The following is a 19,513-nucleotide window of genomic DNA, read 5'->3' on the forward strand; positions in this document are numbered from 1 at the left end:
ATGAATTCAGTATTAATTGGGGTTTTGCTCATGTTAGGCCTGTCTTTGGCCAGAGTAAACGTGATTGTAGCAATGACAATCAGTGCACTTTCTGCAGGTTTGATCGCAGGTCTCGGTTTAGGTGATACATTACAAGCATTTAACAGTGGTTTATCTGGTGGCGCAGAAATCGCATTAAGTTACGCTATGCTAGGTGCATTTGCAGTAGCCATATCAAAATCAGGCTTAACGCTCATTCTTGCCGATAAATTACTGTCGAAAGTCGACAAAGCACACTCTAAACATTTGCAAACATTAAGCATGCTGATCATGACCATCATTTTGGCATGCGCGATTGCGTCACAAAATTTGGTCCCCGTACATATCGCATTTATACCAATTTTGATCCCGCCATTGTTGGTAGTCTTTAATAAGCTACAGCTTGATAGACGTGCTATTGCTTGTATTTTAACATTTGGACTTGCGACTTCTTATATGGTTCTGCCTTATGGCTTTGGCGGTATTTACCTTTATTCTATTTTGCATAAAAACTTAGCTGAAAACGGCTTAGAAATAGTGAATACCGATGTACCTGAAGCCATGATTATTCCAGCGCTAGGTATGCTTCTCGGCCTGATAATCGCAGTGTTTTTTAGCTATGGAAAGGACAGACACTACTCAGACAAAGAATCTGAAAAATCATCGACTAAGATAAATGTCGAGAACCCTAAAAAAGTAATGATCATTGGCGGTATTGCCGTTGTATGCTCATTACTGGCACAAAATGTCAGTGGCTCAATGATCTTAGGTGGCCTTGTTGGCGTGATGATATTTAGTATTTTCGGCATTGTAAAGTGGGAGCAAAGCTCCGATGTCTTTAGCCAAGGTGTTGCTATGATGGCCATGATTGGCTTTATCATGATTTCAGCTCAAGGCTTCGCGTCAGTCATGAAAGCAACAGGTGATGTAACTAGTTTGGTTAACACTACAGCTGATATAGTCTCGGGTAATAAACCCTTAGCTGCAGCGATGATTTTACTAGTCGGTTTATTAATAACCATGGGTATAGGTAGTTCATTTTCTACAGTGCCAATTATCGCCACTTTATTTGTACCACTTTGCCTCACTATTGGTTTTTCTCCAATGGCAACTGCAGCATTGGTTGGCACCGCCGGAGCTCTAGGCGACGCGGGTTCCCCTGCTTCAGATTCAACTTTAGGCCCTACATCAGGGCTCAATGCTGACGGTCAACATGACCATATTAAAGACTCAGTGATCCCAACATTTATCCACTTTAATATTCCATTGCTCATCTTTGGTTGGATTGCAGCCATGGTGCTATAAAGCAAAGCATTGTAATGAAAAAAAGTAATAAGCCGCACTTGCTTCTGATGCGGCTTTTTTATAAATGGTATGAATTAAATCGGCTAGATTAAGCAAGGGAAGATTAAAATAAAACGAGTACTGCTTTATAAGTAATATTTTCAAGAGGGATAAAAAAAGGCCGCTAAACGCGGCCTAAAAACACATCATGGGTAAACATGAGGGATAAGTGTGAAAACAAGATCATTGTAATCATCCCTATGTAAAATAAAACCACATTATAGCGTCTAATAGATTCGAGAAAACCTGATTAAATTGCTGGCGCTATTTCTACTCTATTACGACCATGGGCTTTTGCTAGATATAAAGCCTTGTCGGCAGAAGCAATAAAGTCCTCTAAACTTTGTTTTTGTTTATAAAAAGCAATACCAAAGCTCGCTGTAATATTGCGTATTGCTTTACCGGTCTTCTTTCCTTTAACTGAGAGTTTTTCAATATCTTGACGAATAGCCTGACAGAAATTCAATGCCTCGCTAACACTCTTAAAATCTGCCAAAATACAAAACTCTTCACCACCATATCTATAAGCATTAGCTTTATTTAAACAATGCCTCGAAAGCTTATTAGCAACAACTTTGAGTACATCATCCCCTTTTTGATGACCAAAATCGTCATTAAATTGTTTAAAGTGGTCAATATCTAAAAAGATAAGTGTTTTAGAAATTGGGTTGCTGCTAATAAACTGATTGATATGTACTACAATATCATCGTCGAACTTACCTCGGTTAAGTAAACCAGTAAGCTGATCTGTTACTGCTGCTTCCTGTGTACTTACAAGGGCTTGTTTTAACTCTGTAATTTCACTGTATGCAGCTTGCAATTTTTTTTGAAAAGAAAAAGCCGTTTGTTGCATAACAACAGACTCTTCAGTCAGTTTATCAACATAGCTCAATACATTATCAAAACTAGATATATCATTCTTATCAAGCGCGCTGAGATCTGATCTACACTGCAACAAAACAGAATTAAAGCTTTGGGAACTCGCAAGTGTTGAGTCTATGTCAGTTTGTACAGACTCAAGTGTACCTTGAAAATTATCGGAGATTTGATGAAAAAGAGCTAAATCTTTGTCAGACAAGTATTTATCAAATAAATATCTGGCTGATGAAGCTGGGCAAGTACCATGTTCTGCGAGAATATTATCAAGCTCAATATTCAAAGCTAAATTGCTACCTAGAACATAACAATACCAAATAGCATAATTTATTGGTGTTACCGGTATTTTATATTTGACCAGGAGCGGTATTGCTTGCTTAAGACACTGGGCAGAATGAGATAACGAGGTATTAAAATCCATAGTTGAGAGAACTCATATTGGCATTCACAATCAGTGATGCGCTTTATTTTTATACAATGGTAAGAAAAAACTAACCCTTAAGTGCTAAATTAATGGAAATCCAAAACGATATCAATTTAAATTTAGGGGATTATAAGAGAAAGGGATAAAGATATTAGGGGATGAATAAAAAACTAATACTTTTAACTAGTTAAAAGGAATTTCGTTATACATCCCTATAAAAGGTAAAACCCAAATCGTTGAATAATAATAATTTTATATCAACTCTTGATTTAAGATTATTTTATTTTTTACAAAATTCACCTGCGCTTTCGCGCCATTCACGAGTGTGAAATTAGGAGAAACGTGGCCAATATCTAGGTTTCCGAAAACAGGAATGTTTAGATCAGCAAACACTTCATTCAAAGTCATTTCTTCATTTCCAAGGCATTTATTCGAATACTCGAATTTATTTCTGCCAATTAAAATACAACGACACTTAGAAAAGAAACCTTTAATTTTTAGACTCAAAAGTGCACGCTTATATTGTGTTGTACTTAACTCTGCATTTTCCAGATAAAGTATGATGTCTTTTGAACTCCCCTTGCTTTCTAGAGACAAAAACTCTGATCCCATAGTAAGCTGGAGTGTGTCAATACATCCACCAATTAATGAACCTTTTATGGACTTTTCTTCATGATTATTAATGCTGATTAATACACTCATTGTATCTAAAGAATAAGATGACAACGGCTTACTTTTATAGTCAGGATAATTAAACTCATGATAAGAAGAAGACTTCTGTTCAAACGAATAACCCTCTGCTGCATTAAAGAGTAAATCAAACAGTGATTTAACATAATTACAATTTTCATTTCCTGCAATTTGCATCAAGTTAGCACTATGAACGGTATACCAACCTACTCTACTTGTAATAGTAGTTGTCAAAGTACTAATATCAGAAAAACCAAAAATCCATTTTGGCTTTGATTTTGCAATCCTATCCCAATCAAGCAAAGGCAAAACTTCGATAGCAAAATCTCCGCCCCATGGTGGAATAACCGCATCATACTTATCGTCACATAGATATTTATTTAGTGAATTTGCAATGCACTGTTTTGAAATAGCTTCATCAGATATGACATTTTCATCAACATAAACGTCAAGACCAAATGACTTTAAAGTTTTGATACATTCTTGAAAACGCTTTTCTAAACTAAGAGGTACAGGTGATGAAAAGGTGCAAACTGCTACATTACACCCTTCTTTTAATTTATTCGGGATCTTCATTGTTTTCCTTGTTTAATTACAATATTTATAACATTGTTCTATTAAACACTCAATTAGTATGATGTGTTCTATACATATATCATATAAAGGTAACCTGGAACAACAAAACTAGAGATTAATAATAAACAAGGTTAAGATACTTTAAAATTAATTAAGCCGTAACCCAATGAGCAGCAACTTAAAAGAAGAATTTAGTGCCTATTTTCAAGTAGAAGAAGCAAATCAAGTCAATCTGTTTGCAGTAGAAGAAAGTGAAGTACCACAAACTAAACAAGCACTAGAACTTTCAATCCCTCCACTTTTTAGATTGGCAAATGAAGTCAATGAATTAGACGTAAATGCATTAAGACCACTGAGAAATTTAGGAGATGTTGCCTCTGAGCTTGCTGAATACTTAAAAGCACAGTCTCGAAAAATAGACCTTATAATGAGTCATATTCTCGCAACAGAACAACCCGACGACACCAATCAATATTGTGATAGTTATGGTGGTGGTGGTCTTAAAGTAACGTGTGCTTCCCCCTTTTCTGTTAGTCAAAACTTAAGAACCAAAATATTTTTAAATCATGAAGCCTGTGCCATTTATTGTTATACACGAGTCATTGACGTTGAATATTTGGGTGAAAATCAATACCAGCATACTTTGGCTTTTGTACAAATAAGAGACGATGATCAAGAGTTAATGGTCAGAGCTAGTCTACATGCACAAACACGACAACTAAAAAAGAAGCAAAACAAGTAACGAGCAGACAAAAATACTGACAGTTTGAGTGTAAATGATAAAATAGAGAATTATATTTCTTTTATCTCAATCGCTAATGCAATTTACACTTTTACCAGAGTGGGCCGAGCAAGATGCAGTTATGCTCACTTGGCCTCATTCAGACACTGATTGGTCTGATATTTTAGACAAAGTTGAGCCTGTATACGTCGCTTTATGCCAGCAAATATCACAAGTAGAAGATGTGGTGATTGTTGCCCACAATGAATCACTTAAAGCTCACATTTCAAACTTACTAAATAACCATGAAGTTGACCTTACAAAAGTTCATTTTGTAGTTACCCCATGCAATGATACCTGGGCACGAGATCACGGCCCTATTACAACCCAAAATGCTGAGGGTAAGTTATCCATAAAAGACTTCTCTTTTACAGGCTGGGGCAATAAATTTGCCGCAGAACTAGATAATAAAATCAATAGTGTACTGGTCAATGAACTTGTAGCACCTGAGAATGAATATGATGTCGTCGACATGGTGCTTGAAGGTGGCGGCATTGAAATTAATGAAGCAGGCACATTATTAACAACAAGCGAGTGCTTGTTAAATGATAACCGCAACTCGGAATTATCAAAAGATGACGTTGAGCGAATCTTAAAAGACAAGTTAGGAGCTAAAGATTTCTTATGGGTCGATCACGGTTATTTAGCAGGTGATGACACCGACAGCCACATCGATACCCTAGTGAGATTTGCACCGGGAAATACCTTAGTTTATGTTGGCTGCGATGATGAAAATGATGAACATTATCCTGCTTTAGCTAAAATGGCTGAGCAGTTGCGCTCATTTCGAACGCCTTCAGGTGAGGCTTATAAACTAATTGAGCTACCTTGGCCAAAAGCCATCTTTGATGATGAAGGCTGCCGCCTACCTGCAACTTACGCGAACTATTTAATCATGAATAAAACGGTACTCGTGCCTGTTTATAATGATGAAAAAGATGCACTTGCTCTTAAACAAATTCAGCTAGCTTACCCAGAGCATACCGTGATCAGGGTTGATTGTGTTCCAATCATTCATCAATTTGGTAGCTTACACTGTATTACCATGCAATTGCCGAAAGGCTTTTTAAAGAGGATTTAACATGTCTAACAAATTAAAAGTGGGCATTGTTCAACACAGTAACTCAAGTGACGTTACAGAAAACACCAATAAAACAGTCGCTGAAATTAGAAATGCCGCAGCGCTAGGTGCAAAGCTTATTGTGCTTCAAGAACTTCACAGAAGTCTCTATTTTTGCCAAACAGAAGATACAGAACTGTTCGATTTAGCAGAAACGATCCCTGGACCTTCAACTGAACTTTACGGTGAACTCGCGAAAGAGCTGAATATTGTTATTGTAACCTCTCTATTTGAAAAGCGTGCTACGGGTTTATATCACAATACTGCTGTTGTGCTAGACACCGATGGCAGCATCGCTGGAAAATACAGAAAAATGCACATCCCTGATGATCCAGGTTTTTACGAAAAGTTCTACTTTACGCCTGGTGATTTGGGCTTTGAGCCTATTCAAACATCGGTAGGTAAATTAGGTGTATTAATATGTTGGGATCAATGGTTCCCTGAAGCTGCACGTTTAATGGCAATGGCTGGTGCTGAGTATTTAATTTACCCTACAGCGATTGGTTGGGACCCTCGCGATGATAAAGATGAGCAAATCCGACAACGCGACGCATGGATCATCTCACAACGTGCACATGCAGTTGCAAATGGAGTGCCTGTTATTTCAGTAAACCGTGTAGGTCATGAAGCAGATCCATCAGGTCAAAGTGAAGGCATTCAATTTTGGGGTAACTCCTTTGTAGCAGGTCCGCAAGGTGAAATCTTGCTTCATGCTGATGAGCAACAAGAACAAACCTTAACGGTAGACATCGATCAAGCCCGTAGTGAATCTGTTCGACGAATTTGGCCGTATTTACGTGACCGCCGTATCGACCATTACGGTGACTTACAAAAAATTTATAGAGACTAAACAGGGGGGGGTTAACCACCTCTATACAAATCCTCATAATTAAGCGATCTATTTTGAGGCACGGAAAACTTGTCGATAACGAGGCGGAAATTTTGCAGTTTAGTTGTTCTAAATAAGAAATTTTCAACAAAGTTAGCGTCAGTTTTAGTCCCTCAAAATAATTGAGTATTATTGAGGATTAGTATTAACTCTCAGCATTATTATAAGAAATAGGAGCTTTCATGGCGTCTGCGCATTGGCAATCCATGCCTTGGGTAAAAAATAACAAAGATAAAATTAGTTGGGGACAGTTAACAGGTAGTGGCTTAGCACTCACGATCAGTGCAAACATAGCTGATAAAAAAACCATGACGGTTATTGTCACCCCCGACACCCCTTCTGCTTTGCGCCTTGAAACAGAGTTAGACTATTTATTACAAGAACATAAGGTGATGACTTTCCCTGATTGGGAAACGCTACCTTATGACCACTTCTCGCCGCACCAAGATATTATTTCACAGCGCCTTGAAACGCTGAATGCATTAAAGCAGCAAAGCAAAACTGTTTTAATTATTCCAGTTTCAACACTCATGCTTAGAACAGCTCCGCCAAGTTTTATATATGGTCAGGCACTTAAATTTAAGTGTGGCGATACGGTTGATGCACAGCAGTTAAAAGACTCATTAACAGAGTCGGGGTATCGACATGTTCAACAAGTCATGGAACATGGTGAATTTGCAGTAAGAGGATCTATTGTAGATTTATACCCAATGGGCAGTAAAACGCCCTACCGTATCGATTTTTTTGACGACGAAATAGATTCAATCCGTTTATTTGATATTGAAACCCAGCGCTCGAGTGATACAGTCGAAGAAATAGACCTATTACCAGCCCATGAATTTCCAACTAATCCAGAAGATATAGAAAGGTTCAGAACGGCTTATCGGGCAGAGTTTGGCGCAAGCTCTGAACAAGACTCTATCTATATGCAGGTTAGCAAGGCAAATTGGCCTGCTGGTATAGAGTATTATTTACCCCTATTCTTTGAGTCACTTTCAACCATTTTTGATTATCTCCCGGAAGATGCCGTAGTTATGCATCTTGCAGACATAGAGCATGCTGCAAAAAGTTTTTGGGAAGATGTTGAAAAGCGTTACGAAAACCGACGCGTTGATCCTTTAAGGCCACTATTGTCACCAGAAAAACTCTACTTGCCCGTAGAGTCACTATATCAGCAGTTTAAACAATTCGCTCGAGTCAATTTAAGTCAAGCTAACTTGCCTACTAAAGCGGGCAACACAAATTTAGATGCCGCCTTGATCGATGGCATTCGAATAGACCATAAAAAAGCCGAAACTTACGATACAATTTTAAAGTTTGTTTCTGAGCAAAAGAAACAAAAAGCACGCATTTTATTTAGTGTAGAATCAGACGGTCGTCGGGAATCATTACTTACATTATTAAAAACTACAAATTTAAAGCTTAAGCAATTCGAGCATCTCAATGATTTTATCGCAACCTCTAATGACGTCGGTATTATTGTCAGTCCACTCGAGCAAAGTATTTCACTTTCAGGTAAGCCCAAACTAAATATTATTACTGAGCAAGAATTACTTGGTATTAAGGTTTCGCAACGACGCCGAAGAAAGCATAAATATGAGCAAGGCCAAGATGCTCTAATTCGTAATTTAGCTGAGCTCAAAGAAGGTCAACCGATTGTTCATTTAGATCACGGTGTTGGTAGATACCTAGGCTTACAAACTATCGATGCTGCTGGTGTTGCAACCGAGTTTGTCACCATCACCTATGCGAACGAAGCAAAACTGTACGTACCGGTATCAGCCTTACACATGTTGAGTCGTTATTCTGGTGGTGAAGAAGCTTCTGCGCCACTTCATAAACTAGGTTCAGATGTATGGGAAAAAGCGAAAAGACGCGCTGCTGAAAAAGTCAGAGATGTTGCCGCTGAATTACTTGATATCTATGCGAAACGTCAAAGCAAACCTGGATACAAATTTAAACTTGATGGTCAAGGCTATCGTGATTTTTCAGATAGCTTTCCATTTGAAGAAACCGACGATCAGCGTAACGCCATTGAAGCTGTACTTGCTGATATGCAGTCTAATCAAGCGATGGATAGATTAGTGTGTGGTGACGTAGGCTTTGGTAAAACAGAAGTGGCGATGCGTGGCGCATTTGCCGCTGTTAACGATGGCAAACAAGTTGCTGTGCTTGTACCAACCACACTACTTGCTCAACAACACTTTGAAAACTTCAAAGACCGTTTTGCAGATTTACCCGTTGAAGTCGGTGTGTTATCGCGATTTAACAGCACAAAAGAACAAAAAGAAACCCTAGCTAAGTTAGAAAATGGCACCATAGATATCGTCATCGGCACACATAAACTTATCCAAGACAATATTAAGTTCAGTGATTTAGGCTTACTCATTGTCGACGAAGAGCACCGCTTTGGTGTACGTCAAAAAGAGAAAATTAAACAACTTCGTGCTGATGTTGATATTTTAACGCTTACAGCTACACCAATTCCAAGAACGCTTAATATGGCCATGAGTGGTATGCGCGATCTATCTATTATCGCTACACCTCCGGCAAAACGCCTAGCTGTGAAAACATTTGTTCAAGAACGTAATGATGAACTAATAAGAGAAGCCATTTTGCGTGAAATCAAACGTGGTGGCCAAGTTTATTTCTTACACAACAATGTTGAAACTATTGAGAAAACCGCATTTGACATTTCAGAGCTTGTGCCTGAAGCCAGTGTCGCCATTGCCCATGGTCAAATGCGCGAGCGTGAATTAGAAAACCTGATGAGTGATTTTTATCACCAAAAACATAATGTACTAGTGTGTACAACCATCATCGAAACGGGTATTGATATTCCTTCTGCAAATACCATTATCATGGATAGATCTGACAAACTTGGTCTTGCACAACTTCATCAATTAAGAGGTCGTGTTGGTCGAAGCCACCACCAAGCTTATGCTTATCTGTTAACGAGAAATAGCCAATCTCTCAGTAAAGATGCTGTCAAACGTTTACAAGCCATAGAGTCGCTTGAAGACTTAGGCGCTGGTTTTGCGCTGGCAACACACGACTTAGAAATTCGTGGTGCCGGTGAGCTGTTAGGTGATGATCAAAGTGGTCAAATCCAGTCAGTAGGTTTTACTTTATATATGGAGATGCTTGAACATGCTGTTCAAGCGCTACGTGATGGTAAAGAGCCTACACTTGAGAACTTGTTACAACAGCAAACTGAAGTAGATCTTAAAATTCCTGCGCTACTACCTGATGATTATATTCCAGATGTGAATATTCGACTCAGCATGTATAAACGTATAGCTTCTATTGCAAATGCCGATGAAATAGACGAAATGAAAGTTGAGCTTATTGACCGTTTTGGACTGCTACCAGATGCGACTAAAAACTTGTTTGCCATACAGCAAATCAAACTTCAAGCAAATAAAATTGGGGTGAGTAAAATAGAAGCCAACATCAAAGGTGGTTATTTCGAGTTCAGTTCAGATACAAAAGTTAACCCAACGTTCATCATTGCTTTGATACAAAGTAATCCGTCAGTCTATAGAATGGAAGGGGCAAATAAGTTACGCTTCAATATAGAAGAAAAAAATGGCCAAGAAAGACTAAAATTAATCAGTGCCATGATAAATGATTTTGATAAAAAGGCATCTGCATGAAGCATAAGCTTTTAAAGCTCACAACATTGACGTTTTTAACTGCGTTTGCAGCCAATGCAAACGCAACACGTTGGTTTGAAATTGAACTCATTGCTTTTGAACAAAAACCAACACCTGAATTACGTGAAGATTTCAAACTTGAGCGTAAACCAATTCAGGCTCGAAAAACATTGGATATGATTGAAATAGGGTTAAACAATCAAGGTCAGATCCAATGTTTGGCAGGTGAACAACAATTTGATCCTAGAGAATTGAGTCAGCAAATTGTGGCAACATCTAGCTCTTGGCAATGTGATGATGATAGAAATTATCTCGAGCAAATGCAGGCTTTGCCATTAACACCCTTTGCAGAGCCACAAGAGCATATGGATTCGATGTATTTGCTTGCTGAAGAACAGTTTAAATTTGAATCTGTTTTAAATAATTTAAAGCGTAAAGGCTTGGATCCAATATTACATACTGGCTGGCGCTTTCCTGAAATGAGTAGCCGACGTGCGCCAAGTATTGAAATGATAGCCGGCCAAAAAATTGCTAAACCGACCAGCTATAAAGCAATTAATAACATCAGTAATGATGGTTACATTAGCCTCCTAGATAAGCCTATACAACATCAAGCGATTAACGATGAGTTTAAGTGGCAAGTTGAAGGGCTAATGAAAATTCATGTCAGACATTATTTGTTTGTTACTACAGATCTAGATATCAATTTCATTGATGACGAAGGTGAATTACAACAAGCAAGAATGTCTCAATATACTCGTGTTTATAGTGGTGATATACATTACTTAGATCACCCTAGACTCGGGATAATATTTCAAATAAGAAAATATAAACATTAAGCACGAGGGTTAATATGAAAAAATTACTACTAGTTGCAGCATTACTAACATTAGCTGGTTGTTCGAAAGTAAATAAAGAAAACTACGATAAAATTAAAGTCGGTATGGACAAAACGGAAGTTGAAGCAATTATAGGCTCAGCAGATTCGTGTGAAGAAAAAACACTACACACAAATTGCGTTTGGGGCGGTGAAGAGAAAAACATCACTATCACACTTGTTTCAGATAAAGTGACGCTATTCTCGAGCAAAGGCTTAAAATAATTTAAATCCCTTAACAACTCAAACAAAAATCCCCATAAACGTGGGGATTTTTCATTTACACTCGGTATTCATAAAATCAAATGGCTAAGCAGCATCTGATATAACCCGGTCTCTCCCCTGCTCTTTTGCATCGTATAAGAGTTCATCTACGCGTTTAAAAATATTCTCAGTTGTTTCACCAGAGCGATATTCAGTTACACCGATACTTGATGTTACACACAATGATTGCGCTTCACTCACTGCAATGGGTGTTTCTCTTAATCGTGTAGCAATTTCGTGTGCAAGGTTTAAAGCCTGAGCATTTGAATTGTGTGGAAGAACTATTAAAAACTCTTCTCCTCCATAACGCGAAACAATATCAGTACTTCTTACCGAATTTAATAAAACAGATGCAGCTTCTTTCAATACCTTATCACCAGCAATATGACCAAATGTATCGTTTATTCGCTTAAATCTATCTAGATCGAACATAATGACAGAGAACTTGATAGCTTCAGATTTTAAATGTTCGATAGAGCGTAATAAAACACGTCTGTTAATTAGTTTCGTTAAAGGATCAACTGTCGATTCTCTATAGAGGTGCATCAACATTGAAAGTTGCGCTATTTGCAGCCATAAGCTAATTCCAGCGAATAGAACAAATAGCCACATATTATTAAACAGTGACCAGACATCACCTTGATAAAAAAGACTTTGTACAATTGCAAACGGACAAAAAATAAAAGCTATTACAATAAGGCTTCCTCTAATCGTTAGAGGAAATAGCCCGACCATAGCTAAAATCAAATATGGTAGCATTGAGAAAATAAATGGCACGTCATTAAAACTATCAAAGGTCATCATTGAAGCTAAATAAAACAATGAAGGTAAGAAGAAAGATAGTGCGACCACTTTTTTAATGAGTAAGGCTGAACAACATTTTTTAATAAAATAAGCCATTGCGAGAAGACTGGCTGACAAAACAAGGCGACTAATTAATATGGCAGTAGCTTGCGCATATTCGAAGGCATAAAAGTCATAAATGGAAAAAAAAGGCACCGAAATGGTGAAGAAAACACACATCACCCAAAGTCGTTTTCTTATATAAATAGAGCGCTTTTGAGTAAAGTCGTTTGAATGATTATTTGAACTCAATAAGTCTAATAATGTGTTCTGTTCAAGCCCTAGTAGTTTCAAAAACGTATTTAACTGCCACTTCCTTTTGTTTCCATTATTAATGTTTATAGAATCTGTTGAATTCACCATGCCTAAAACTCATCCCATTATGTAATGAACATTATTGTGATGAGATTTTAGGCTGGGCAAAAAAAGTACTGTTAATTTAGATCAAGTTTATTGCAGAATTCAGTTTAAACCTTGAGAGTAATAATCAGAGACTATTGCTCCCAAGTTTTCATTTTTCGATAAATAGTTGAAGGGCTAAGCTCTAACATGGCAGCTGCTTTGGGGATATTATTACCACAAATTTCAATTGCCTGTTCAATATACTCTTTTTCAACAATCCACATCGGTCTGATGTCAAAATGGCTTTGCATTATAACAACTGGTTCATTTGGTGTTGTCACAGGTGACCCTGTTTGCACTTCATCAAATGCAGGGTTAGGTGTTGATTGTGCATTAACTTGATTAGAGGGAGCAATTTGTTGGACGTTGCTACTAGTAACAGGGAAAGCAGGAAACATATGCGCGTCAATGACTTCACTATCATTCATGACTAAGGTATTGCGGATCATGTTTTCTAACTGACGTACGTTACCTGGCCAATCATAGTTAAGCAGTTTTTGTTTAGCATTTTCAGTCAACTTTTCAAAGAATTTGCCTTCCTCTTTTGCAATACGTTCAAACATGGCTTGTGCTATTTGCACAACATCTTCTCCACGCTCTCTTAATGGTGGAAGCTGAATTGGAATAACATAAAGGCGGTAATATAAATCTTCTCTAAAACGTCCCTCTTGCACTTCTAACCAAGGGTCTCGGTTTGTTGCACATACAAATCTAACATTTACTGACTGTAAGGTTTCACTGCCTACTTTTTGGAAAGTGCCGGTTTGTATAAAACGGAGTAACTTACTTTGCAGTCCAAGGTCCATTTCGCATAATTCATCTAGAAATAATGTACCGCCGTCCGCTTGACCAGCTGCACCTTCTCGGTTTGATGTCGCGCCCGTAAAAGCCCCCTTTACGTGACCAAAAATTTCACTTTCTATTAAATCTTTAGGGATCGCTGCACAGTTTAATGCAACAAAAGGGGCTTGTTTTCGATCACTACACTCATGCACCGCTTTGGCGCATAACTCTTTACCCGTGCCACTTTCACCTGTAATAAAAACCGTAGCTTTGGAGTTCGCCGCATTAGAAATGATTTGATAAACACTTTGCATTGTAGAAGATTTGCCTATCAACTGGCAAAAACGACCGTTTTCAAACGTTGATTGATACTCTTCGACTTTTTTGCTGAGTGTTTTTAATTTTAAACCATTATTTACCGTGATCCTAAAACGCTCTGCATCAATCGGCTTTTCAAGAAAATCGATGGCTCCATGACGAATTGCTTCTACAGCCAGTTCTTTACTCGCATGGGCAGTGAGTACAATAACATCAGGGCGATTTTGCTCAGGCAATTGCGCTAAAATGTCCATACCGCTCATATCTGGAAGCATGATATCTAAAATAATTAAATCAGGTTGATTAGCATTTAAATAATCTAGTGCAGCTTGCCCTGTGCCCGCTACAAAGCTTTTTAATCCTGTAGGAATAAGATAAGACTGATACAGTAATGCAAGGGACTCTGTATCTTCTACAATTAAAATACTCGCTGGCATAGCAACCTCCTGATTGCAAAATCATTTCCTATACTTTATTAAGAACCAGTAACGTCGAATCGTCAATCTCTTTTGTTAAATCAGGTAGGCATTTTTGCCAAAGTTGTGTTTGAAATTCAGTGCTTTGAAAACTCATCTCACTCAGTTTATTCTTAATAAACTGATCTGATGCACTAAACTTGTCGCTATTCTCGTGAAGACCATCAGTAAAAGCGACTATGTAAGCAGACGAGGGTAAAATCAAAGATTTTGAGGTGTATTGATATGAAGGATTTAACCCTATGATAGGCTCGCTTGACTCTAATGACATTACAGAGTCGTTTTGTTTATCAATGAGTAAAAAACTAGGTTGACCGATATTGATGTATTCAAGCGTATCGTGGACAAATTTAAACCCCAGCAAAGTGAAAATTTTGTCTTTATTAATACAAATTCCGTTAATTACTGCGTCGTTCAAATCATTCACCATGCTCGATAAATCATTTGAGTTCTTTACTAGCCCATAAATAAAGCCTTTTAATTCACTCGCAGTGTTTGCAGCAACTTCACCATGCCCCATGACATCGACCAAGAATACAAAGTGTGCACCTGCTTCTTTGTTGCTGTAATTTAGCACAAAATCACCACTTCTTTCGTGTGTTGCACTGCCAAACACAGACAAATATTTATGGCTATCTAACTCTATTAAATTATTATTGTATGCGTTTTTAACTTTTGATCTAAGTGTATCTTTTTTTCGTCTTAGAACACGTTCACAAATAAGTTGAATGTCTTCTTTGTTGAGAGGTTTAACTACATAATCGTCTATACCAACCAATACTGTTTGTTTAATTGTATCAATCGCATCGTCAACAGACATAACGATAATCCCAAGGTTGGCTAAATGCTGGAAACGGTTTATCTGTTCAATGAACTTCGTTGCCAACATCTGATTTAAATTCAAATCTATTAGCAATAAATCAACTTCATGCTTTGAAATAAAAGAGTGTGCTTTATATTCACAATCGAATGCATACACGTCATAATCATCTTTTAGATAGCATTCGATTAATTTTAAGGTTGATAGTTCGTCCTCGATAATGACAACTTTGGTTTTATCTGAAGTGCTGGATAGTGTAATTCTGAAATGGTTTTGCTCTGACTCTTCATAGTATTGATATTGTGGGAAATAGTGATTGATCAGTGCCAAGCCCATACCGCCTTCTCTTAACTGCCCATCGTTAATCACTGCACTTCTATCGTTTTGTTCTTCTTGAGCAAATTCAGCAAAAAATTTAGTATTATCAATGATTTTTAGAGCAACACCCCCTTTAATATTGTCTATTACTAGGGTCATTACACCATCTTCACCTTCTGAATGACGTATTAAATTCGATAGATACTCTGTTAATACAAGACCGGTATTATCGATATCTTCGTTAGATACCTTCATCTGCTTAAGATAATGATGCAATATTTCTCTAACAGACTGAATTGCAGGCCAGACTAAATTAAACCTTCTATAAAACAATGTCGACATAGTCACCTCATACCGCTTCAAATAACCACTTTTGTTTCTTGATCGCGGTGATTAATTTTACTTTGAGCCAAGGAAAACGACTTAATCTATGCTCAACACTTTCAATTAAGCGCGGGCCTAACGGAGGTAGAGCAAACTGGCTCACGACGACTTCAATATGTTTGAAATTGGCTTTTTTAATTTTATCTACACTGACTTGAACTTGTTCTTCATTGTTAATGCCAAGTGCCACATTCAAAATCGCCATATCTGTTGCACTTGAAATAACATGAATAGGAATATTTTGACGATTATTTTGCATCAAAGGCGGCATATCAAAAATGATATAGGTAAATTCTTGCTCAAGCATTAAAATAGCTTGTTGTAAAATACCAAACTCCCTTACTTGCGCGTCCTCTTTTAATTCTTTCACAGTTAGAAAATCAAATTGTTTTAACGGCTTAGTATAAAGTTGGCAAGTTATATCATCAAAACTCCAGCCTTGGTTCTCCATCTGCTCTTCTAACCAATCAAATGACATAGGGTTATAGGAATTTAAATCAACTAATAACACTTTTTTATCGATGGTTTGCAGTCTTCTAGCTAGACAAACAGAAATTGAACTTGTGCCCTCTTCTCCCACTGGAGAAAAAACACATAAGCACTTAGCTTTTTTGTCTACAATACTTCTATAGACAGCTTCAACTTCTTGATATTCTGTAGGAATTAACTTCATAGCCCCACCGCCAATGCAAGTATTGTTAAGAAATCTACAATTGAACTTTTCGCTCTTTGTCCAAAATCTTGTCCTTGATCAGGTATATATACGGTATCACCTGCACGTAAAACCGGAATGCGCATTGAGTTAGGTTCACGTATAAATTCTTCAAGGTCGAAACGTCTTGCTTGCTCTTTACAGCAAGAATGATTTATCACAACAATATTTTCTATTAAAGCACTTCCTGTCGGTCCACCAGCTTCGGCTAATAAATCAAGTAAAGTCATAGAATCATCAAACGAGTAACGTCCGGGTGTTTTTATTGCCCCCATCACGCGAACGACATTTTCTTTTTTTCGACTTAACCAATCTCTGGATTTTTCAGGAATATAAATTGTGTCACCTGGGAGTACTTTCGGAAAAAGTGTCTCATCGCCAGTTTCAAAATAAAGTGCTAGATCAAGTTTACTCACTCTGGCTTCATAGCCATTACGATGCGTGATGCGAATATTTCTAATATCAGCATTACTGTTAGGCCCATCAGCTGCAGATAAAATATCAATGAAATGCAGTGACTCATCAAATGCATATCGGCCAGGGGCACCGACTTGTCCCATTACATAAATTGAAGTATCTGGATCTTGTCTTACCCATTGAGATTTATTGTCTTTAGGGTCGTGCGGTAATTCTTCAACGATAATTGTATCGCCTGCTTGAATGCTAGGTAGCGGGTAACTACCGTCAGGACTATTTACATAATCATCCATACTAAAACGCTGTAAAACTTCACCTGCTCTAAAAATCTTAATATCGTTTACATTAGCTCCTTTAGTTGGGCCACCAGCGTGTGCAAATAAATCAGTAAAATCCATTTCATCACTCCATTCATAACGCCCAGGACTATTCACCGCGCCCATTACTTTTACTGCACGTTGAGGCGGTACTTTCAGCCAGCTTTTCTCATTGATATCTGTTTTTTCTGGTACAAATACCACATCACCTGGGTTAATTGGCGGGATTGGAGAAGTCGCTACGCCATCGCTATATGATTGCAAGTCAAAATAAATGCTTTCACCGGATGGCTTCAAAATTCGAATTTGTCGTGTTTCAGCAAAACGAGTAGGTCCACCAGCATTTGCTAGGATATCTAAAAAGCCAATTTTATCTGTTGATTCATAGGCGCCTGGTTTTTGAACTTCACCCATAATATAAACGGTTCTTGCCGTGGTATTTACATCTTCAACCATAATCGGCACATAGATAGTAGTTCCGCCTTCAATCCTGGGTAGTAAAGATTCTTCACCCGAGTCTAAATACTGTTTTAGATCGAAGATTTCAGGCTCGCCGTTACGTATAACACGTATCTTTGTTACATCTGCATAGCGCGTTACCCCTTCTGCACGCATTAATGCATCAATAATATTCATATCTTCTTTGTAAGAAAAACTGCCGGGGCTGTGTAACTCGCCAAATAACGTTACGGCTTTTTCATTACCCTCAGCATCACCTGATGCAGATAGAGTTTGGGCGTCGAAATCGATTTGCACATTACCAAGCAGCGGTGAAACTGGAACAAAGACAATATCCCCCGATTTAAGCGCTGGAAGCTTATCTGGGTCGCCACTGTCTAAATAAGCCTTATAATCAAAGCTAATGCTTTCATCATCGCGACGGATCTGAAGTTTATTTAGCTGAGCACCCGGTTTTAGCCCCCCAGCTTGTGAGATAACCATTTGTATATTGCCATCTTCAGGAATACTGACTTGAGAGGGCTCATTGACATAGCCTAGAACGGTAACCAGTAAGTCTCTTGCTCTGATTTCTACATAAAACTGCTCAAGACCTTTGTATACTCCGCTCAACTGCAATTTAATTTCATTTTCAACACGTTGAATGGTTTTACCAGCCACTGTTACCTTGCCAATTTCGGGCACATTGATTTGGCCTTTTTTATCTACCTCAAATACATCTGCGAAATCTGCTTCATTGGGCATATTCAAAAATAGTTTATTACCGACTTCTATAATCGTCGTCTTACCTTCCGTTGAGGCTGTTTCTTCTGCAAAAGAAGGCAACGAAATGCTTGAAGTAATAATTAAAAGCAAAAAAGGTATCAGGCTATTTAGATTAATTCTTACCATCACTACGCTCCTTAGTCAGCTCATCCGTCCACGATGTAAGTGGTTTTAGCTGAGTTTCTGCATCGATTTGTGATTCAGCGTTTAGAATAAAAGCATTTACACGCCTATCTGAATGGCGGCTTACCGCGTTATTGTCGCTTTCGCTGTAAGGGGAAAGACTCCCTTGCGTGACAGTGGTAATAGTTGCAGGATTAACACCATATACACTTAACCAATGCTTTACCTTTTCTGCCCGCTTAAAGGCGAGCTCATAATTATCAGAGTCAATGCCCTTCTTATCTGTATGACCGACAAGAAGTAACTCAATTTCAGGAACTAGTTTCAATAAATCAGCGGCTTGGGTGAGCCTTTTCATGTATTTAGGTGTCACTTCGAAACTATCAAATGCAAATTGATTGTCACTGTTCAGCAATGATTTGATCTGTTTAATTATTTTGAGTGAATCGTCTTTGCTCGTGTCGTTATTTGCCATAGCACACCCCGTGAGCTTCAGTACACGTTCAAAGTGGTTTTGTAATAAATTCAGTTGATGGTAAAAAATTCTTAAATCAGCCTGTGCATCTGAATACATTTCAGCTGCAAGCATTCGCTTAATTCGATTAGATAACATTTCAGCTTGATATACTTGTGCGGGCATACATTTGTTAATTCCACGCACTTTCAACCAATCTAATTTCATTTGGATATGTTCATACTCGTTTGCAATGTGCATCGGTGCTGATGCATACCAGGTTTCGCTATTTGTCTCATTGTCAGGGTGATACTCTTCAGCCCAACCACCTTTGCCTTGCTCGGGCCATGTACTACAGCCCGAAACCACTATCAGCATTAGTAAAATATACATCCATCTCATAGCAA

15 protein-coding genes are annotated in these 19,513 nt (G+C 38.0%); 7 read left to right on the forward strand and 8 right to left on the reverse strand.

What is annotated here, in order from left to right:
* Entirely contained in the window at positions 1-1,323 is a 1,323-nt protein-coding gene (locus ACXAC4_RS08250; RefSeq protein ID WP_475160525.1) for a Na+/H+ antiporter family protein, read from the forward strand.
* Positions 1,324-1,612: 289 nt separating this feature from the next.
* Here the strand turns inward: ACXAC4_RS08250 and ACXAC4_RS08255 are convergent, their stop codons facing one another.
* Both ACXAC4_RS08255 and ACXAC4_RS08260 read right to left on the reverse strand, forming a co-directional pair.
* Positions 1,613-2,659, reverse strand: a complete 1,047-nt coding sequence (locus ACXAC4_RS08255; RefSeq protein WP_475160527.1) for a GGDEF domain-containing protein — start codon at positions 2,657-2,659, stop codon at positions 1,613-1,615.
* A 255-nt stretch (positions 2,660-2,914) separates the two neighbouring features.
* Entirely contained in the window at positions 2,915-3,928 is a 1,014-nt protein-coding gene (locus ACXAC4_RS08260) for an LD-carboxypeptidase (protein WP_475160530.1), read from the reverse strand.
* A 166-nt stretch (positions 3,929-4,094) separates the two neighbouring features.
* Here ACXAC4_RS08260 and ACXAC4_RS08265 point away from each other — a divergent pair, with 166 nt between their 5' ends.
* The 6 genes from ACXAC4_RS08265 (at position 4,095) to ACXAC4_RS08290 (ending at position 11,476) form a co-directional block, all read left to right on the forward strand.
* The gene (locus ACXAC4_RS08265; protein WP_475160531.1) at positions 4,095-4,670 is read left to right on the forward strand and encodes a PilZ domain-containing protein; all 576 of its coding nucleotides are present in this window, start codon (positions 4,095-4,097) and stop codon (positions 4,668-4,670) included.
* Between the two features lie 76 nt (positions 4,671-4,746).
* Positions 4,747-5,790 carry an agmatine deiminase family protein gene (locus tag ACXAC4_RS08270; protein WP_475160533.1) on the forward strand — a complete coding sequence of 348 codons (1,044 nt, stop codon included), beginning with the start codon at positions 4,747-4,749 and terminating at the stop codon, positions 5,788-5,790.
* 1 nt (position 5,791) lies between these two features.
* Positions 5,792-6,679: a carbon-nitrogen hydrolase gene (locus ACXAC4_RS08275; protein ID WP_475160534.1), complete on the forward strand. Its 888-nt coding sequence runs from the start codon at positions 5,792-5,794 to the stop codon at positions 6,677-6,679.
* A gap of 221 nt (positions 6,680-6,900) precedes the next feature.
* The gene (gene mfd, locus ACXAC4_RS08280; RefSeq protein ID WP_475160536.1) at positions 6,901-10,374 is read left to right on the forward strand and encodes a transcription-repair coupling factor; all 3,474 of its coding nucleotides are present in this window, start codon (positions 6,901-6,903) and stop codon (positions 10,372-10,374) included.
* The gene (locus ACXAC4_RS08285; protein ID WP_475160537.1) at positions 10,371-11,213 is read left to right on the forward strand and encodes a CsiV family protein; all 843 of its coding nucleotides are present in this window, start codon (positions 10,371-10,373) and stop codon (positions 11,211-11,213) included. The genes mfd and ACXAC4_RS08285 overlap by 4 nt, the downstream gene beginning before the upstream one ends.
* Before the next feature lie 14 nt (positions 11,214-11,227).
* The gene (locus ACXAC4_RS08290) at positions 11,228-11,476 is read left to right on the forward strand and encodes a DUF3862 domain-containing protein (RefSeq protein WP_475160538.1); all 249 of its coding nucleotides are present in this window, start codon (positions 11,228-11,230) and stop codon (positions 11,474-11,476) included.
* Between the two features lie 84 nt (positions 11,477-11,560).
* Here ACXAC4_RS08290 and ACXAC4_RS08295 read toward each other — a convergent pair whose 3' ends face one another.
* From ACXAC4_RS08295 to ACXAC4_RS08320, 6 genes are all read right to left on the reverse strand, one after another.
* Positions 11,561-12,721 carry a GGDEF domain-containing protein gene (locus ACXAC4_RS08295; protein ID WP_475160540.1) on the reverse strand — a complete coding sequence of 387 codons (1,161 nt, stop codon included), beginning with the start codon at positions 12,719-12,721 and terminating at the stop codon, positions 11,561-11,563.
* Between the two features lie 131 nt (positions 12,722-12,852).
* Complete coding sequence (locus ACXAC4_RS08300; protein ID WP_475160541.1) at positions 12,853-14,298, reverse strand: sigma-54-dependent transcriptional regulator; 1,446 nt, start codon at positions 14,296-14,298, stop codon at positions 12,853-12,855.
* A 28-nt stretch (positions 14,299-14,326) separates the two neighbouring features.
* Positions 14,327-15,817 carry a SpoIIE family protein phosphatase gene (locus ACXAC4_RS08305; protein WP_475160543.1) on the reverse strand — a complete coding sequence of 497 codons (1,491 nt, stop codon included), beginning with the start codon at positions 15,815-15,817 and terminating at the stop codon, positions 14,327-14,329.
* A gap of 7 nt (positions 15,818-15,824) precedes the next feature.
* Positions 15,825-16,532 carry a tyrosine-protein kinase family protein gene (locus tag ACXAC4_RS08310; RefSeq protein WP_475160544.1) on the reverse strand — a complete coding sequence of 236 codons (708 nt, stop codon included), beginning with the start codon at positions 16,530-16,532 and terminating at the stop codon, positions 15,825-15,827.
* On the reverse strand, positions 16,529-18,655 hold the full coding sequence (locus ACXAC4_RS08315; protein WP_475160546.1) for a polysaccharide biosynthesis/export family protein: 2,127 nt from the start codon (positions 18,653-18,655) through the stop codon (positions 16,529-16,531). The genes ACXAC4_RS08310 and ACXAC4_RS08315 overlap by 4 nt, the downstream gene beginning before the upstream one ends.
* Entirely contained in the window at positions 18,642-19,508 is an 867-nt protein-coding gene (locus tag ACXAC4_RS08320) for an OmpA family protein (protein ID WP_475160549.1), read from the reverse strand. Before ACXAC4_RS08320 ends, ACXAC4_RS08315 begins: the two co-directional genes overlap by 14 nt.
* Positions 19,509-19,513 lie beyond the last annotated feature (5 nt).

Source organism: Pseudoalteromonas sp. AWM4_233 (assembly GCF_056158285.1).

What these genes read in the sequence shown, in the direction of transcription:
- ACXAC4_RS08250 (WP_475160525.1), top strand. Translation starts at nt 1, where the DNA reads ATGAATTCAGTATTAATTGGGGTTTTGCTCATGTTAGGCCTGTCTTTG.
- ACXAC4_RS08255 (WP_475160527.1), bottom strand. Translation starts at nt 2,659, where the DNA reads ATGGATTTTAATACCTCGTTATCTCATTCTGCCCAGTGTCTTAAGCAA.
- ACXAC4_RS08260 (WP_475160530.1), bottom strand. Translation starts at nt 3,928, where the DNA reads ATGAAGATCCCGAATAAATTAAAAGAAGGGTGTAATGTAGCAGTTTGC.
- ACXAC4_RS08265 (WP_475160531.1), top strand. Translation starts at nt 4,095, where the DNA reads ATGAGCAGCAACTTAAAAGAAGAATTTAGTGCCTATTTTCAAGTAGAA.
- ACXAC4_RS08270 (WP_475160533.1), top strand. Translation starts at nt 4,747, where the DNA reads ATGCAATTTACACTTTTACCAGAGTGGGCCGAGCAAGATGCAGTTATG.
- ACXAC4_RS08275 (WP_475160534.1), top strand. Translation starts at nt 5,792, where the DNA reads ATGTCTAACAAATTAAAAGTGGGCATTGTTCAACACAGTAACTCAAGT.
- mfd (WP_475160536.1), top strand. Translation starts at nt 6,901, where the DNA reads ATGGCGTCTGCGCATTGGCAATCCATGCCTTGGGTAAAAAATAACAAA.
- ACXAC4_RS08285 (WP_475160537.1), top strand. Translation starts at nt 10,371, where the DNA reads ATGAAGCATAAGCTTTTAAAGCTCACAACATTGACGTTTTTAACTGCG.
- ACXAC4_RS08290 (WP_475160538.1), top strand. Translation starts at nt 11,228, where the DNA reads ATGAAAAAATTACTACTAGTTGCAGCATTACTAACATTAGCTGGTTGT.
- ACXAC4_RS08295 (WP_475160540.1), bottom strand. Translation starts at nt 12,721, where the DNA reads ATGGTGAATTCAACAGATTCTATAAACATTAATAATGGAAACAAAAGG.
- ACXAC4_RS08300 (WP_475160541.1), bottom strand. Translation starts at nt 14,298, where the DNA reads ATGCCAGCGAGTATTTTAATTGTAGAAGATACAGAGTCCCTTGCATTA.
- ACXAC4_RS08305 (WP_475160543.1), bottom strand. Translation starts at nt 15,817, where the DNA reads ATGTCGACATTGTTTTATAGAAGGTTTAATTTAGTCTGGCCTGCAATT.
- ACXAC4_RS08310 (WP_475160544.1), bottom strand. Translation starts at nt 16,532, where the DNA reads ATGAAGTTAATTCCTACAGAATATCAAGAAGTTGAAGCTGTCTATAGA.
- ACXAC4_RS08315 (WP_475160546.1), bottom strand. Translation starts at nt 18,655, where the DNA reads ATGGTAAGAATTAATCTAAATAGCCTGATACCTTTTTTGCTTTTAATT.
- ACXAC4_RS08320 (WP_475160549.1), bottom strand. Translation starts at nt 19,508, where the DNA reads ATGAGATGGATGTATATTTTACTAATGCTGATAGTGGTTTCGGGCTGT.